Raw genomic sequence first — 15,228 nt, 5'->3', positions numbered from 1 at the left:
TGGGGGCGAACCTGTTGCGCGTGACTCGAGGAATGATGCGACGGCGCTTAGTCATGTTGCTCATGGCGCTGTTTGCGGCGATTCTGGCATTGGTTGGGCGGCTCTTTTTTGTACAAGTGCTACAGTCAGGGTGGCTTTCCGGTCTGGCCAAGAGTTCCTGGGACAGGACGGTGCCGCTTGCCGGCATTCGCGGGAGCATTCTTGACAGTGCAGGTCAACCATTGACGTATACGGCGACCGCGCCCACAATTGTTGCGGTTCCTAGCCAGATTAAGGACAAGCCGGATACCGCCAAAAAACTCGCGCCGATTCTGGGAATGTCGGAGGCCAGTGTGCTTCGGCAAATCTCGCAGCGCGAGTTGATGGTTTACATTCGGCCAGGCGGCCGACAAATGCCGGAAGCCAAGGCGAACCAGATTCGGGCGCTTGGACTGCCTGGTATTTATCTGACCGAAGACGGCAAGCGCGCCTATCCATATGGCGATCTCGCCGCCCAGGTGCTCGGTATCACCGGCTATGAGAACGTCGGTTTGACTGGCCTCGAAAAGCAGTATAACGCTGTCCTGAGCGGCCAGAAGGGCGGAATCACGTTTTACGCAAAAGCCAACGGCGAACTGATTCCTGGCGAGGGCCAATCAGTTGTCGAGCCGACAGATGGCGACGACATCAAGACCACCATTAACCTGCAGGTGCAGCAGTACGTGGAGCGCGAGATCGAGCAAGCTGTCGCCGAGTACAATCCGGACTCGGTCACCGCGATTGTCGAGAATCCGCAGACAGGCGCGATTGTCGCGATGGCCAATTATCCGTCGTTCAATCCGGCGGATTGGCGCAGTGCGCCACCATCGACGTACAATCGCAACCTCGCGATTTGGCAGACATTTGAGCCTGGTTCCACATTTAAAATCGTCACCCTGTCAGCCGCCCTGCAAGAGAACAAGGTCAATCTGCAGGACAGTTTTTACGATCCGGGCTATTACGAAGTGGCCGGGCATCGCATTCGCTGCTGGAAGGCTGGCGGACATGGATCGGAGTCGTTTTTGCAAGTTGTTGAAAACTCGTGCAACCCAGGGTTCATCGCGCTCGGCGAGCGTCTTGGGAAGGAGAGCCTGTTCTCGTATATCCGCAATTTTGGCTTTGGCCAGAAGACGGGCATCGATCTTCCGGGTGAGGGCAACGGCATCCTCTTTAAGTTGAATCGCGTGGGTCCGCTTGAACTGGCAACGACGGCGTTCGGCCAAGGCGTTTCGGTGACCCCCATTCAACAGGTGATGGCGGTCGGTGCGGTCGCCAACGGCGGTAAGCTCATGAAGCCGTATGTCGTATCCGAAATCTTGAACCACGATACGGGACAGGTGGTCGAAGAGACGAAGCCGACTGTGGTCCGCCAGGTGATCTCCTCGGCCACTGCGGCACAAGTTCGGTCCGCGCTCGAAAGTGTCGTTGCGAATGGCAGTGGTGGTAAGGCCTACCGAGATGGCTATCGCATCGCTGGCAAAACGGGGACGGCGCAGGTCGCGAAGAACGGGCACTACGAATCGGGGCACTACATCGTGTCGTTCATTGGCATGGCTCCCGCGAATCAGCCGAAACTTGTGGCATATATCGCCATCGACAATCCGCACCCCAAGCATGGCGTGGTGTTTGGCGGCGTGATCGCAGCGCCTATCGTCGGCAACATTCTCGATGACGCTTTGCACGAGATGGGTGTGCAACCGAACCCGCAAGGCTTGCCGAAAAAGTACCGGTACCCCGAAGTGCCGCCGGTCACGGTGCCAAACTTCCAGGGGTTGACTCTGAAGCAGGCGCAAAATCTCGCACTGCAAAATTCTGCGAACCTGAAAGTCGACATTCAGGGTCAAGGCCAGGTTGTCGTCGCACAGTCGCCAGCGGGGGGAAGCAAAGTGGAACCTGGATCTGTAATCAGGCTGTATTTGGGCGACGGCACACCGAGCGGCAATTGACAAGGTGGAGGTAAACCAATAGAGTGGCGAGTGGACCTGAGGCCAATCGCTGAGCCTCGAGGGGGGATATCCATGCGTTTGAGACAGCTTGTACAGCCGTTTCTCAATTACCAAATCACAGGGGCGGAGAACCCTGATATTCTGCACATTGTCACCGATTCACGGCAAGCTGCACCGGGGGCGCTGTTCGCGGCGATCCCAGGGCATACGGTCGACGGCCATGCGTTTGCTGCACAGGCGGTGGAACAGGGGGCAGTGGCACTCTTGGTCGAACGGCGCATCGAGGGTATTCGAGCGGATGTGCCACAGGTGATTGTGCGCGATACAAGGCATATGTCCGCACTGCTGGCGGATCGCCTGTTCGATCGGCCCTCGCGGCGGTTGCGTGTGGTCGGCGTCACGGGTACGAATGGCAAGACGACGGTGACTCACCTGGTACGCCATCTACTTGAAGTGGCTGGCAGACGAACAGGCGTCATTGGTACCGTTGGCGCGAAGTACGGCGATGTTGAACTGCCGTTGCCCAACACGACGCCGGAGGCGGTCGAAGTGCACCGGCTGTTGCGAACATTCGTCGATGCGGGTTGCTCGCATGCGGTGATGGAGGTGTCATCGCACGCCTTGGTCGAGCGGCGCGCCGCCGGAGTGTCGTTTGCGAGCGCTGCGTTCACCAATTTGACGCAGGATCATCTTGACTTCCACGGGACGATGGAGCGCTATGCGGCGGCCAAGTCGTTGTTGTTCGCGCGACTGGGCAACGCGTTCGACGAGTCCGCAGGCAATTCGCCGCACGCCGTGATCAACGTCGACGATCCGTGGGCGCAAACGATGATGGATGCGACGACCGCACCCATTCTAACCTATGGGCTTGAGCGCGAGGCCGATATTCACGCCGACGACGTGCATTTGACGGCAGCCGGGGCGACGTTGCGCGTGCGCACGCCGGTTGGGGTTCTCTCGGCCCAGACAGGGTTGATTGGCCGTTTCAATGTCTACAACGCCCTTGCGGCTATTGCCATCGCATTGGTGGAGGGCGTGCAACTCGACGTCATCGCGGCGGGGCTTGCATCCTACCCTGGTGTTCCTGGGCGCTGCGAGCGTATCGACGGCGGCCAACCTTTTGGCGTGTTCGTCGATTATGCGCACACGCCTGACGGTGTCGCCAACGTACTGTCGAGCGTGCGGGAATTTGCCAAGGGACGGGTCATCGTCGTCATCGGCTGCGGCGGCGATCGCGATCGTACGAAACGTCCCCGCATGGCTCAAACGGCGGCGGAGCTTGCCGATCTCGCCATTTTTACAAGCGACAACCCGCGCGGTGAAGATCCGCTTTCCATTTTGGCCGATATGCGGGAAGGTGTGCCGCCCGCGCTCGCCGCCAAGGTGCGCGAACAGGTCGACAGGCGGCAGGCGATCCGCGAAGCCATCCGCGAAGCAAAGCCGGCGGATATCGTCGTGATCGCAGGCAAAGGTCACGAGGACTATCAGATTGTTGGCCGCGAGCGATTGCACTTCGATGATCGGGAGGAAGCGCGGGAGGCGATTGCGGCACTGCGCGGACAGTTCTAGGAGTTGCGCGAAAAAGGTCCTGTGACCTGATTCGGCCACGCGGTTTAGGGGGAACTGAACTTGGATTTACAGGCCTTGCTATTTACAGCGATCGCGGCATTCGCGATTGGACTCCTGCTTGGGCCCATCGCGATTCCCATTTTGCACCGCTTGAAATTTGGCCAATCGATCCGCGAAGAAGGCCCGCAGCACCATCAGGTGAAGGCGGGAACGCCGACCATGGGAGGCGTCATCATTCTCATCGCGGTCGTGCTGACAACGCTGAGGTTCGCGTTCAACAACCTCGACACGGCAATGTTGTTGGTGGGGACGGTCGGTTTCGGTCTCATTGGCTTTGCTGACGATTTGATTAAAATCCTCAAAAAGCGCAATCTGGGTTTGACGGCCAAACAAAAAATCGTCCTGCAAAGTCTACTGACGATTGTGCTCTTTCTGATGCTGTACCTGCAACAAGGGCGTAGTGAGGGCTTTTCGATCCATATTCCGTTTTCGAACTGGGCCTTATCCATCGGCATATTGTATGTTGTGTTTCTCCTGTTGGTCCTTGTCGGTACGACCAACGCGGTCAATCTGACAGACGGATTGGATGGATTGCTTTCGGGCTCGGCCATTATGGTATTTGCCGCTTACGCGGTCTATGCCTATTGGCACACCAACTACGATGTGGCGCTGTTCTGTGCGGCGATGGTTGGTGCTTTGGGTGCGTTCTTGGCGTTTAACCGCCACCCGGCAAAGGTGTTTATGGGAGATACCGGCTCGCTCGCCATCGGGGGTGGGCTGGCGATGGTGGCCGTGCTCACCCACAGTGAACTTGCACTGATCCTGTTCGGGCTGGTGTTTGTGATCGAGGCTTTGTCGGTGATGATTCAGGTGTTTTCGTATCGAACATTTGGCCGACGGGTGTTTCGCATGAGCCCGTTGCATCATCATTTCGAACTTGGTGGCTGGTCGGAGTGGGAAGTCGTGCTTCTGTTCTGGTTTGCCTCGTTCATTTGTGCGTTTGGCACGCTCGCACTCTTGTCCTACTAAAATCAAACGGAAGGTGACCCGCATTGGACAGGTATGGCGAACCGCTATCAGAATGGCTTCGAGCACCAGGAAATGTGCTCGTGATGGGATATGGCAAAAGTGGAGCCGCGGCTGCCCGTTTACTGGCAGGGCGCGGCTTTCGCGTGACCGTAACGGATCGAGGTGGGGCGCCCGAGGCCGATCCGATGGTCGCAGAACTGGCGCAACATGGAGTGCGGTTTGTGTTCGGCGGGCATCCGCCGGAATTACTTTCTAACGCTTGGCAGTTTGTTGTGAAAAGCCCCGGTATTCCATATACGGTTCCGTTTGTCGAGCAACTTGTCGCAAACGAGGTACCCATGTTTAGCGAGATCGAGGTCGCGTCATGGTTTACGGAGAGGCCGATTTACGCCATCACGGGATCCAACGGCAAAACGACGACGACCACGCTTGTCGGCGAAATGCTGCGCGTGGCTTCGTGCAACCCGTTTGTCGGAGGAAACATCGGCACGCCGTTTGCAGAGGCGATTGCGGATGAGCAGACGGACGAACCGGTCGTGCTCGAGGTTTCCAGCTTTCAATTGATGGGGACCTGGCGCTTTCGGCCACGAGGCGCTGCCTTGCTCAATTTCTATCCGGCACATCTCGATTACCATGGCACGTTCGAGGCGTATCAAGAAGCTAAGTGGAAGATGTTTGCCAATATGGAGCCAGGGGATATCGCCGTACTCAATGCAGATCAGGATCTGGTCGCTGGAGGCGCTTCGCGTCTGCGGGCGGACGTGCATTATTTCAGTGTCGATCACGCGCGTTTTGAATTCGGCGTGGGTGTGCAGAACGGATCGATCGTCATCGCAGATGGCGGCCATGTGCGCACATTGCTGTCGATCGCCGAGGTGGCGTTGCCTGGTCGCCACAACTTACAAAATGTAGTGGCTGCCGCGGCACTCGCACGTGCGGCGGGGGCGCCTGACGAGGCAATTCGTCAGGTAGCGGCAACGTTCCAGGGCGTCGAACATCGGCTTGAGTTTGTACGGGAACTCGCGGGTGTTCGCTACTACAACGACTCGAAGGCCACCAATCCAGACGCGGCTCGCCAAGCCCTGCGCTCGTTTGCGCGTGGCATCGTATGGATTGCGGGTGGATTGGACCGCGGTTTGTCGTTCGATTCACTGTTGCCGGAGTTGCGCGAGCGGGTGAAGGCCGCCGTGTGTCTCGGCCAGACGCGCGAGGCGTTGCGGGACACGTGTCGGCGGGCGGGTGTCGCGCGGATTGAACTCGTGTCTTCGCTCGACGAGGCGGTGCAATGCGCCCATCGTCTCGCCGAAGCGGGGGACACCGTATTGTTGTCACCAGCCTGCGCCAGTTGGGACATGTTTAGTTCCTTCGAAGTTCGGGGAAGCATGTTCAAAGAGGCGGTGCATAGACTGTAGCAGCGTGTCCTATGGGCGGCTCTTTTTCGCCGCTCATACGGGCCGCTCACACAGCCTGTGCTGGCGGCAGCTCTCGAGAGCGTTGTCAGGCACCGGTGCGTCTGAGGAGGGGCCAATTTGTTTCAGACTCGCGCCACTTCTACGCCGCGTCAGGCGGGCGATCTCGCGATTGTCGGCGTCATTCTGGTCCTGTTGTCGTTCGGGATCACCATGGTGCACAGTGCCTCGTCCGTCGTGTCTGCGACGCGCTTCGGCGACCCGTTCTACTTTTCCAAGCGCCAATTGATCTGGGCCATCATTGGCGTCCTCTGCATGTTCTGGTTCTCCCGCATCGACTACCATGTCTGGCGCAAACACGCGCCCAAGCTCGCCATCGCCAGCTTTGCCATGCTCGTATTGGTGCTGATTGTCGGTGTCAACCGCGGCGGATCTAAGGCCTGGCTTGGCATCGGATCGCTGGGCATCCAACCGTCCGAGTTTGCCAAGCTTGGTCTGGTCGTGTTTCTCGCCCATTTGCTCGCTGAGTCGGCAGACCGCATGCATTCGTTCTGGCGTGGCTTCGTGCCGCCCATGGGACTAGCTCTGGTCGCAGTGGGCCTCATCATGCTGGAGCCAGACCTTGGGCAGAGTGTCGTGATCATGGGGACGACCATTATCATGCTGTTTGCAGCCGGAACGCGCATGTCGCACTTAGGGGCGCTTTTTGGCGTCGGCATGCTCGGGTTTGGCGGTCTCGTCGCGGTGGCACCGTATCGCATGGATCGCATCGCGGCCTTCATCGACCCGTGGAAGTACCCACTCGGGAAAGGGTATCAGATCATCCAGTCGCTATACGCGCTCGGCTCCGGCGGCATTCTCGGTCTCGGCCTTGGCAACAGCCGCCAAAAGTTTCTCTACTTGCCCGAGCCGCAGACAGACTTCATCTTCTCCATCATCGGCGAAGAGCTGGGGCTTTTGGGTGGTATCTGCGTGCTGTTGCTCTTTGCCGTGCTCGTGTGGCGCGGCATTCGCACGGCCATCTACGCGCCGGACGAGTTTGGCACTTTACTTGGCGTCGGCATTACTGGCATGATTGCGGTGCAAGTTCTCATCAACATTGGCGTCGTCACGGGATCGATCCCGGCGACAGGCATCACCTTGCCGTTTATTAGTTACGGCGGATCGTCCTTGACGCTCTTACTCAGCGGCGTCGGGATTCTCTTGAATATCTCGAAGCAGGCTGGAGTGGTTCGATGAAAGTGGTATTGACGGGCGGCGGCACCGGGGGACATATTTACCCCGCGCTGTCGCTTTGGCGCTATATGCAAGGGCGGGTTGATCCGCTTGATTGTCTTTACATTGGCACGCGCAACGGGCTCGAGCAGTCGATTGTGCGACCGCTTGATTTGCCGTTTGTAACCATTGAGGCCGCTGGCCTGCGCAGGCAGGTGTCACTGCAAGCGGTGCGCACCTTGCTCATCACCGCGCGCGGGTATTTTCAGGCGAGGCGCCTCTTGCGGCGCTTTCGCCCAGACGTCGTCGTCGGCACAGGCGGATTCGTCACGCTGCCGGTCGTCTTCGCCGCGAAGTCCCTGGGTATTCCAAGCGTGATTTGGGAAGGGAATGCGCGGCCAGGATTGACCAACCAACTCTGCGCCCGTCGCACTGAGGCTGTGGCGGTGTGCTTTCCCGAGAGTGAGCGCCATTTTCGCGGTGCGCGGCGCGTCGTTGTCACGGGGAATCCGCGCGCGAGCGAGGTCGCCTCGGTCGATCCTGCCGCGAAGCGGCGCGCCTTGGATACCTATCGCATCCTGCACGGACAAAAGGTTGTCCTTATCTTTACAGGCAGTCGGGGCTCCGAATCCGTCAACCAGAAGATCGCCCAAATGTTGCCGCGTTTCGCGGAGCATCCGGATTGGCGCTGCTTGTTTGTCACGGGTGAAGCGCACTACGAGAAGACGCGCCGTGAGTTAGGCGACTTGCCGCAAAACGTCTCCATCCATCCCTTTATTTCGGACATGCCGAGCCTATTGCCGAACGTCGATCTCATTGTCAGTCGTGCGGGAAGCAGCACGCTGGCGGAGATTTGCGCATTGGGTATCGCTTCCATCCTGATACCGAGTCCGTATGTGACGGCGAATCATCAGGAGGAAAACGCGCGCAATCTGGTGCATGCAGGTGCCGCTGCGATGATTCGAGAACAGGATTTGACGGCAGATCTGCTGTGGGATGGCGTCGTCGAGCTGTTGAAGCCGGAAAAGCTTGCAGCGATGAAGAAACGGGCGAAATCGTTCGGACAACCTGAGGCTGTACAACGGCTGTACGACGTCGTCATGGCTGCTGTGCGCAGCTAAACCATCTGGCGGCGGCACGGTTCGCCAGATGCCGCATATGATGCCATGCGGAACCTGGGCGTAGGCTGGCGTCATCAAATTTGCACTTGGAGGTTCACGCATGGGCTCTGATGCAGTCCTCTCTGTTTTTACGTTGCACGGCGTTGCCAACATCGCGTGCGACGAACCGATGAAACGACACACCACTTGGCGCATTGGCGGCCCGGCCGACTATTTCGTCGTCCCTGCCTCGCTCGATGAACTGCGTGGGACGGTACTGGCCGCACGTCATCTCGGCTTGCCGATCACGGTCATCGGCCGCGGTTCCAATGCGCTCGTTCTCGATGGCGGGATTCGCGGCGTCGTCGTCAAGCTGCATGACGCATTCGCAAAGGTAGACATCGAGGGCGACGCGCTCATCGCAATGGCGGGCAGATCGTACGTATCCGCCGCCAACATCGCGTTGCGCCACGGTCTCGCCGGGCTTGAGTTCGCCACCGGAATCCCCGGCTCCGTGGGTGGGGCTGTGATGATGAACGCAGGCGCGTATGGCAAAGAGACGTGCGAGGTATTGGAATGGGCCGACGTGATGAACGCCGATGGCGAGATCGAGCGATTGCCGAATGCCGATCTGAAGTTCGGATACCGTTACAGCATTTTGAAGGACCGCTTTGGCATCGTGACGCAAGCGAAGTTTGCATTGTCGCCTGGCGATCGCGACGCTTTGGTGAAACAGGTGAAACAGTGGTCACAAAAGCGTGTCGAATCCCAGCCGCTTGCTTGGCCGAACTGCGGATCGGTGTTTCGCAATCCAGACGGCACGCACGCCGGGCGGCTCATCGAAGCCGCAGGTCTCAAAGGATTTCAACATGGCGGCGCCAAGATCAGCGACAAACACGCCAACTTCATCGTCAACGTCGAGGAGGCGACAGCGGCGGATGTGCTATGGCTCATTCGCCACGCTCAGCAGGTGGTCCGCGACAAGTACGGGATCGAACTGGAAACTGAGGTGCGTGTGCTGGGGGAGCCAATCTCAGGGAGGTGACGGGTGTGGAAATGCTGAGAATCTATGGCGGCGTCCCGCTCTCTGGCGAGACGTCGGTCTACGGCGCTAAAAACGCCGCGCTGCCGATTCTGGCGGCGACCGTGATGGTACCAGGTACAACGGTCGTCGAAAACGTGCCCGATTTGGAAGATGTGCACGTGATGGTCGACATTCTGAGGGCATTGGGAGCAAAGGTGTTTGTGCATGGCGATGTGATTGAGGTTGACGCGTCGACCATCCACAGCACAGATGTTCCCATGCATCTGATGCAAAAGATGCGGTCCCCTATCTTGCCTATTGTGCTTTGAGCCGCGTTTCACAAGCCGTGGTATAATAATCGGAATGGAGAGATCACAGATGATTGAAGGCTAGGAGCGATTTCGAGATGCACGACGTATGTGTCATAGGTGCCGGGCCATGTGGTTTGGCTGTGTCCGTAGAACTGCAGAAACGCCAGATCGATCACGTCGTTCTGGAGAAGTCTTGCATCGCCTCGACAATTTACCGATTTCCCACACAGATGATCTTCAACTCAACCCCGGAGCGACTCGAAATCGCCGATATCCCTTTTTATACGCAGGGCGGAAAACCGACCCGACAAGAAGCCTTGACCTATTACCGCACTGTCGTCGCACGCCTCAAGTTGCCGGTCCGTCAGTATGAGACGGTCGAGAAGATTGCCTTTGACGATGCACAAAAGGCGTTTTCCATTCAGTCCCGCACGCTTGCCGGCCAAGTGTCGAGGACGCTCGCGCGCCAGGTCGTGATCGCAACCGGGTACTTCGATCACCCCAATCAGTTGCGCGTCCCCGGTGAAGACTTGCCTCACGTTCAGCACTACTATCGCGATGCGCACCCCTACTATGGGCAGCGCGTGCTCGTCGTCGGGGGGACGAATTCCGCCGCCGAAGCGGCCATTGATCTGTATAGGGTCGGCGCCGATGTCACACTGGTGCACCGTGGTGCCACCTTGTCCGACAAAATCAAACCGTGGGTGCGGCCGGAAATCCAAAGCTTGATCGATCACGAGCGCATTGCTTTTCATTTTCAGTCTCGTGTGACGGCCATCGCGCCGGACAGGGTGCAGGTGGCGACGCCAGACGGGAATATAGAAATCGGCACGGACCACGTGCTTGCGCTCATCGGCTATCATCCGGATACGCCGTTTCTGTCGGAGCTTGGCGTCGTGATCGACCCGGAATCTGGCATCCCGGCGTACAATCCGCAGACGTATGAGACCAACGTGGCAGGGATTTTTATCGCAGGCGTGGTTGTCTCTGGCTATGACGCCAATCGCATTTTCATTGAAAATGGGCGTTTGCACGCGCCAGCGATCGCACAGGCCATTCGCGATCGCCTGCAAAGCTTTGCCTGACTCGTCCGGCAAGGCGAACAACCCTTACCGCATAGCGTCTGGTAAGGGGGGATGCGGCGTTGAAAGTGCGCGCCTCGTGGATTTACGTGGAATCGAAGCAGGCGCTGGTGCCGTTCGCCGATGCTGAGGAACTATGGCGAGAGAAGGCACGACAGGTCATCGAACCCCTTGTTCGGCGCAAGTTGGCCGGTGAAGCGGGGGGTGGCGGGCGGTGACCGACAAGCGGCTCGCGCTGTACGTGCGCGTCTCGACCGAGGAGCAGGCACAGGAGGGCAATAGCGTCGTGGAGCAAGAAGAGCAATTGGTCCTGTTTGCCCGCGGCAACGGCTACGGTGAATTCACGGTTTACCGGGACGAAGGTTATTCTGCGAAAAGCCTGGAGCGCCCCGCGATGAAAAGCCTGCGGGACGACATTCGGGCGGGGAAAATCGCCGGTGTCGTGACGACGCGGATCGATCGTTTGACACGTCGGGTCGCCGATTTCGCGAAGCTGATCGAAGAGATGAACGAACACGGCGTGTTCTACCGTTCCACCCGGCAAAATTTCGAGATCGGCACGGCCATGGGGCGTCTCGTCGCGCAGATCTTATCTGTCATCGCCGAGTTCGAACGCGAGATGATCGCCGAGCGCGTATACGAGAACCTGTTGTCGATGGCGAAACGCGGCGCGCTCGCGCAAAAGCCGCCTTACGGCTACAATCTCGTCGCCGGCCGTCTCGTACCCCATCCGCAAGAAGCCCCCTGGGTGCGCGAGGCGGCCAATCTGTTGCTCAGCGGACAAGGAGCCAGACAGGTGGCGAAGTATCTGAACGATCGCGGCGTGCGCTCGAAGACCGGCCGCTTGTGGTCGGAGGCGGCCATTCGGACGCTCTTTCAAAATCCGGTCTTGGTTGGCACAGTCGTCTGGAATCGGCGGAAAGGAACCGGCAGCGCCCGCGTCGAACGCAACCCAGAAGACTGGATTTGCATCGCAGGGGCGCACGAGGCCCTGCTCACGGATGCCGAGTTTGCGCAGATCAATCGCTTGTTCGAGCGTCGCCAGTCGCTGCCGCCGCGGACGCGGGGATCGGCGCGGCTGCTTTCCGGCATCGCCAAATGTGGGTACTGTGGGGCCAATATGCATGCGGGCTGGCAGATTTATGAACGCAAGGATGGCCGTCAGCGTCGCCGCATCTACCGTTGCGGCACATACGTACAGACAGGTGGCTGCACGGCAAATCGCGTCGATGCCGAAGAGCTTGAACGCGGCGTTACAAGCCAGGTGCTTGCCGCTGGAACAGCGAGTTTGAGCCTAGCAGATTTCATCGCCAGTGCACAAATCGATTCAAAGCGGCACGCGGCAGATTTGCGCAGACGGCAACGGCGTCTGCGCCAGCGGATCGACCGACTGATCGACGGCTATGCCCAAGGCATCGTCCCCGAAGCCGACTTTCGGCGTCATATGTCTCAACTGCAGACAGAGGCGGCTGCATGTGATGCGCAACTTGCGGGGCTCGCAAACGCCCCGTGCGATCCTGGGCTTGCCGTACAAAGGCGTTTTCAGCGGCTCTGTATCGATCTCGACGGCGATGAAGACGCATTGCGCCTTGCGGTGCTTGAGCTCGTGCAAGAAGTCCGCGTGTTTCATCGCGATCGGAATGCCGAACCAGAGCTCGAAATCGTCTATCGCCTATAGCGATCCGCCTTGTTGAGTACAACACATAGCATGGGTTCCCCTATCTTGCCTATTGTGCTTTGAGCCGCGTTTCACAAGCCGTGGTATAATAATCGGAATGGAGAGATCACAGATGATTGAAGGCTAGGAGCGATTTCGAGATGCACGACGTATGTGTCATAGGTGCCGGGCCATGTGGTTTGGCTGTGTCCGTAGAACTGCAGAAACGCCAGATCGATCACGTCGTTCTGGAGAAGTCTTGCATCGCCTCGACAATTTACCGATTTCCCACACAGATGATCTTCAACTCAACCCCGGAGCGACTCGAAATCGCCGATATCCCTTTTTATACGCAGGGCGGAAAACCGACCCGACAAGAAGCCTTGACCTATTACCGCACTGTCGTCGCACGCCTCAAGTTGCCGGTCCGTCAGTATGAGACGGTCGAGAAGATTGCCTTTGACGATGCACAAAAGGCGTTTTCCATTCAGTCCCGCACGCTTGCCGGCCAAGTGTCGAGGACGCTCGCGCGCCAGGTCGTGATCGCAACCGGGTACTTCGATCACCCCAATCAGTTGCGCGTCCCCGGTGAAGACTTGCCTCACGTTCAGCACTACTATCGCGATGCGCACCCCTACTATGGGCAGCGCGTGCTCGTCGTCGGGGGGACGAATTCCGCCGCCGAAGCGGCCATTGATCTGTATAGGGTCGGCGCCGATGTCACACTGGTGCACCGTGGTGCCACCTTGTCCGACAAAATCAAACCGTGGGTGCGGCCGGAAATCCAAAGCTTGATCGATCACGAGCGCATTGCTTTTCATTTTCAGTCTCGTGTGACGGCCATCGCGCCGGACAGGGTGCAGGTGGCGACGCCAGACGGGAATATAGAAATCGGCACGGACCACGTGCTTGCGCTCATCGGCTATCATCCGGATACGCCGTTTCTGTCGGAGCTTGGCGTCGTGATCGACCCGGAATCTGGCATCCCGGCGTACAATCCGCAGACGTATGAGACCAACGTGGCAGGGATTTTTATCGCAGGCGTGGTTGTCTCTGGCTATGACGCCAATCGCATTTTCATTGAAAATGGGCGTTTGCACGCGCCAGCGATCGCACAGGCCATTCGCGATCGCCTGCAAAGCTTTGCCTGACTCGTCCGGCAAGGCGAACAACCCTTACCGCATAGCGTCTGGTAAGGGGGGATGCGGCGTTGAAAGTGCGCGCCTCGTGGATTTACGTGGAATCGAAGCAGGCGCTGGTGCCGTTCGCCGATGCTGAGGAACTATGGCGAGAGAAGGCACGACAGGTCATCGAACCCCTTGTTCGGCGCAAGTTGGCCGGTGAAGCGGGGGGTGGCGGGCGGTGACCGACAAGCGGCTCGCGCTGTACGTGCGCGTCTCGACCGAGGAGCAGGCACAGGAGGGCAATAGCGTCGTGGAGCAAGAAGAGCAATTGGTCCTGTTTGCCCGCGGCAACGGCTACGGTGAATTCACGGTTTACCGGGACGAAGGTTATTCTGCGAAAAGCCTGGAGCGCCCCGCGATGAAAAGCCTGCGGGACGACATTCGGGCGGGGAAAATCGCCGGTGTCGTGACGACGCGGATCGATCGTTTGACACGTCGGGTCGCCGATTTCGCGAAGCTGATCGAAGAGATGAACGAACACGGCGTGTTCTACCGTTCCACCCGGCAAAATTTCGAGATCGGCACGGCCATGGGGCGTCTCGTCGCGCAGATCTTATCTGTCATCGCCGAGTTCGAACGCGAGATGATCGCCGAGCGCGTATACGAGAACCTGTTGTCGATGGCGAAACGCGGCGCGCTCGCGCAAAAGCCGCCTTACGGCTACAATCTCGTCGCCGGCCGTCTCGTACCCCATCCGCAAGAAGCCCCCTGGGTGCGCGAGGCGGCCAATCTGTTGCTCAGCGGACAAGGAGCCAGACAGGTGGCGAAGTATCTGAACGATCGCGGCGTGCGCTCGAAGACCGGCCGCTTGTGGTCGGAGGCGGCCATTCGGACGCTCTTTCAAAATCCGGTCTTGGTTGGCACAGTCGTCTGGAATCGGCGGAAAGGAACCGGCAGCGCCCGCGTCGAACGCAACCCAGAAGACTGGATTTGCATCGCAGGGGCGCACGAGGCCCTGCTCACGGATGCCGAGTTTGCGCAGATCAATCGCTTGTTCGAGCGTCGCCAGTCGCTGCCGCCGCGGACGCGGGGATCGGCGCGGCTGCTTTCCGGCATCGCCAAATGTGGGTACTGTGGGGCCAATATGCATGCGGGCTGGCAGATTTATGAACGCAAGGATGGCCGTCAGCGTCGCCGCATCTACCGTTGCGGCACATACGTACAGACAGGTGGCTGCACGGCAAATCGCGTCGATGCCGAAGAGCTTGAACGCGGCGTTACAAGCCAGGTGCTTGCCGCTGGAACAGCGAGTTTGAGCCTAGCAGATTTCATCGCCAGTGCACAAATCGATTCAAAGCGGCACGCGGCAGATTTGCGCAGACGGCAACGGCGTCTGCGCCAGCGGATCGACCGACTGATCGACGGCTATGCCCAAGGCATCGTCCCCGAAGCCGACTTTCGGCGTCATATGTCTCAACTGCAGACAGAGGCGGCTGCATGTGATGCGCAACTTGCGGGGCTCGCAAACGCCCCGTGCGATCCTGGGCTTGCCGTACAAAGGCGTTTTCAGCGGCTCTGTATCGATCTCGACGGCGATGAAGACGCATTGCGCCTTGCGGTGCTTGAGCTCGTGCAAGAAGTCCGCGTGTTTCATCGCGATCGGAATGCCGAACCAGAGCTCGAAATCGTCTATCGCCTATAGCGATCCGCCTTGTTGAGTACAACACATAGCATGGGTTCCTCC

At 58.8% G+C, this 15,228-nt stretch carries 14 protein-coding genes; all 14 read left to right on the top strand.

Annotated features, from left to right (window positions below; all coding sequences use genetic code 11):
* The first annotated feature begins 14 nt into the window (after nt 1–14).
* The 14 genes from C7445_RS07860 (at nt 15) to C7445_RS07805 (ending at nt 15,186) form a co-directional block, all read left to right on the top strand.
* Complete coding sequence (locus C7445_RS07860; RefSeq protein ID WP_481725901.1) at nt 15–1,964, top strand: stage V sporulation protein D; 1,950 nt, start codon at nt 15–17, stop codon at nt 1,962–1,964.
* A gap of 72 nt (nt 1,965–2,036) precedes the next feature.
* The gene (locus C7445_RS07855) at nt 2,037–3,533 is read left to right on the top strand and encodes a UDP-N-acetylmuramoyl-L-alanyl-D-glutamate--2,6-diaminopimelate ligase (protein ID WP_134159527.1); all 1,497 of its coding nucleotides are present in this window, start codon (nt 2,037–2,039) and stop codon (nt 3,531–3,533) included.
* A gap of 60 nt (nt 3,534–3,593) precedes the next feature.
* The gene (gene mraY / locus C7445_RS07850; RefSeq protein ID WP_134159526.1) at nt 3,594–4,562 is read left to right on the top strand and encodes a phospho-N-acetylmuramoyl-pentapeptide-transferase; all 969 of its coding nucleotides are present in this window, start codon (nt 3,594–3,596) and stop codon (nt 4,560–4,562) included.
* 83 nt (nt 4,563–4,645) lie between these two features.
* Entirely contained in the window at nt 4,646–5,974 is a 1,329-nt protein-coding gene (gene murD / locus C7445_RS07845) for a UDP-N-acetylmuramoyl-L-alanine--D-glutamate ligase (RefSeq protein WP_134159525.1), read from the top strand.
* A 117-nt stretch (nt 5,975–6,091) separates the two neighbouring features.
* Nucleotides 6,092–7,210 (top strand): stage V sporulation protein E, encoded by a 1,119-nt coding sequence (gene spoVE / locus C7445_RS07840; RefSeq protein ID WP_134159524.1) that lies wholly within the window; start codon nt 6,092–6,094, stop codon nt 7,208–7,210.
* A complete protein-coding gene (murG, locus tag C7445_RS07835) occupies nt 7,207–8,307 on the top strand; it encodes an undecaprenyldiphospho-muramoylpentapeptide beta-N-acetylglucosaminyltransferase (protein ID WP_134159523.1) in 1,101 nt (366 codons plus the stop codon). The genes spoVE and murG overlap by 4 nt, the downstream gene beginning before the upstream one ends.
* A 100-nt stretch (nt 8,308–8,407) precedes the next feature.
* On the top strand, nt 8,408–9,331 hold the full coding sequence (gene murB, locus C7445_RS07830; RefSeq protein ID WP_208320864.1) for a UDP-N-acetylmuramate dehydrogenase: 924 nt from the start codon (nt 8,408–8,410) through the stop codon (nt 9,329–9,331).
* Nucleotides 9,332–9,342: 11 nt separating this feature from the next.
* On the top strand, nt 9,343–9,639 hold the full coding sequence (locus C7445_RS07825) for a UDP-N-acetylglucosamine 1-carboxyvinyltransferase (RefSeq protein ID WP_243835063.1): 297 nt from the start codon (nt 9,343–9,345) through the stop codon (nt 9,637–9,639).
* Nucleotides 9,640–9,716: 77 nt separating this feature from the next.
* The gene (locus C7445_RS07820; protein ID WP_134159521.1) at nt 9,717–10,706 is read left to right on the top strand and encodes a YpdA family putative bacillithiol disulfide reductase; all 990 of its coding nucleotides are present in this window, start codon (nt 9,717–9,719) and stop codon (nt 10,704–10,706) included.
* Nucleotides 10,707–10,765: 59 nt separating this feature from the next.
* A complete protein-coding gene (locus tag C7445_RS14585; RefSeq protein ID WP_166669048.1) occupies nt 10,766–10,921 on the top strand; it encodes a hypothetical protein in 156 nt (51 codons plus the stop codon).
* Nucleotides 10,918–12,381 carry a recombinase family protein gene (locus C7445_RS07815; protein ID WP_134159520.1) on the top strand — a complete coding sequence of 488 codons (1,464 nt, stop codon included), beginning with the start codon at nt 10,918–10,920 and terminating at the stop codon, nt 12,379–12,381. Before C7445_RS14585 ends, C7445_RS07815 begins: the two co-directional genes overlap by 4 nt.
* A 140-nt stretch (nt 12,382–12,521) precedes the next feature.
* A complete protein-coding gene (locus C7445_RS07810) occupies nt 12,522–13,511 on the top strand; it encodes a YpdA family putative bacillithiol disulfide reductase (RefSeq protein WP_134159521.1) in 990 nt (329 codons plus the stop codon).
* Nucleotides 13,512–13,570: 59 nt separating this feature from the next.
* On the top strand, nt 13,571–13,726 hold the full coding sequence (locus C7445_RS14580) for a hypothetical protein (protein ID WP_166669048.1): 156 nt from the start codon (nt 13,571–13,573) through the stop codon (nt 13,724–13,726).
* Nucleotides 13,723–15,186, top strand: coding sequence for a recombinase family protein (locus C7445_RS07805; protein WP_134159520.1), 1,464 nt, complete (start codon nt 13,723–13,725; stop codon nt 15,184–15,186). The genes C7445_RS14580 and C7445_RS07805 overlap by 4 nt, the downstream gene beginning before the upstream one ends.
* Nucleotides 15,187–15,228: the final 42 nt, after the last annotated feature.

The sequence above is a fragment of the Alicyclobacillus sacchari genome (assembly GCF_004366795.1).
Taxonomy (GTDB): domain Bacteria; phylum Bacillota; class Bacilli; order Alicyclobacillales; family Alicyclobacillaceae; genus Alicyclobacillus; species Alicyclobacillus sacchari.
Note: the sequence above shows the minus strand (reverse complement) of the source record. Positions and strands in the feature narration are given on the sequence as shown.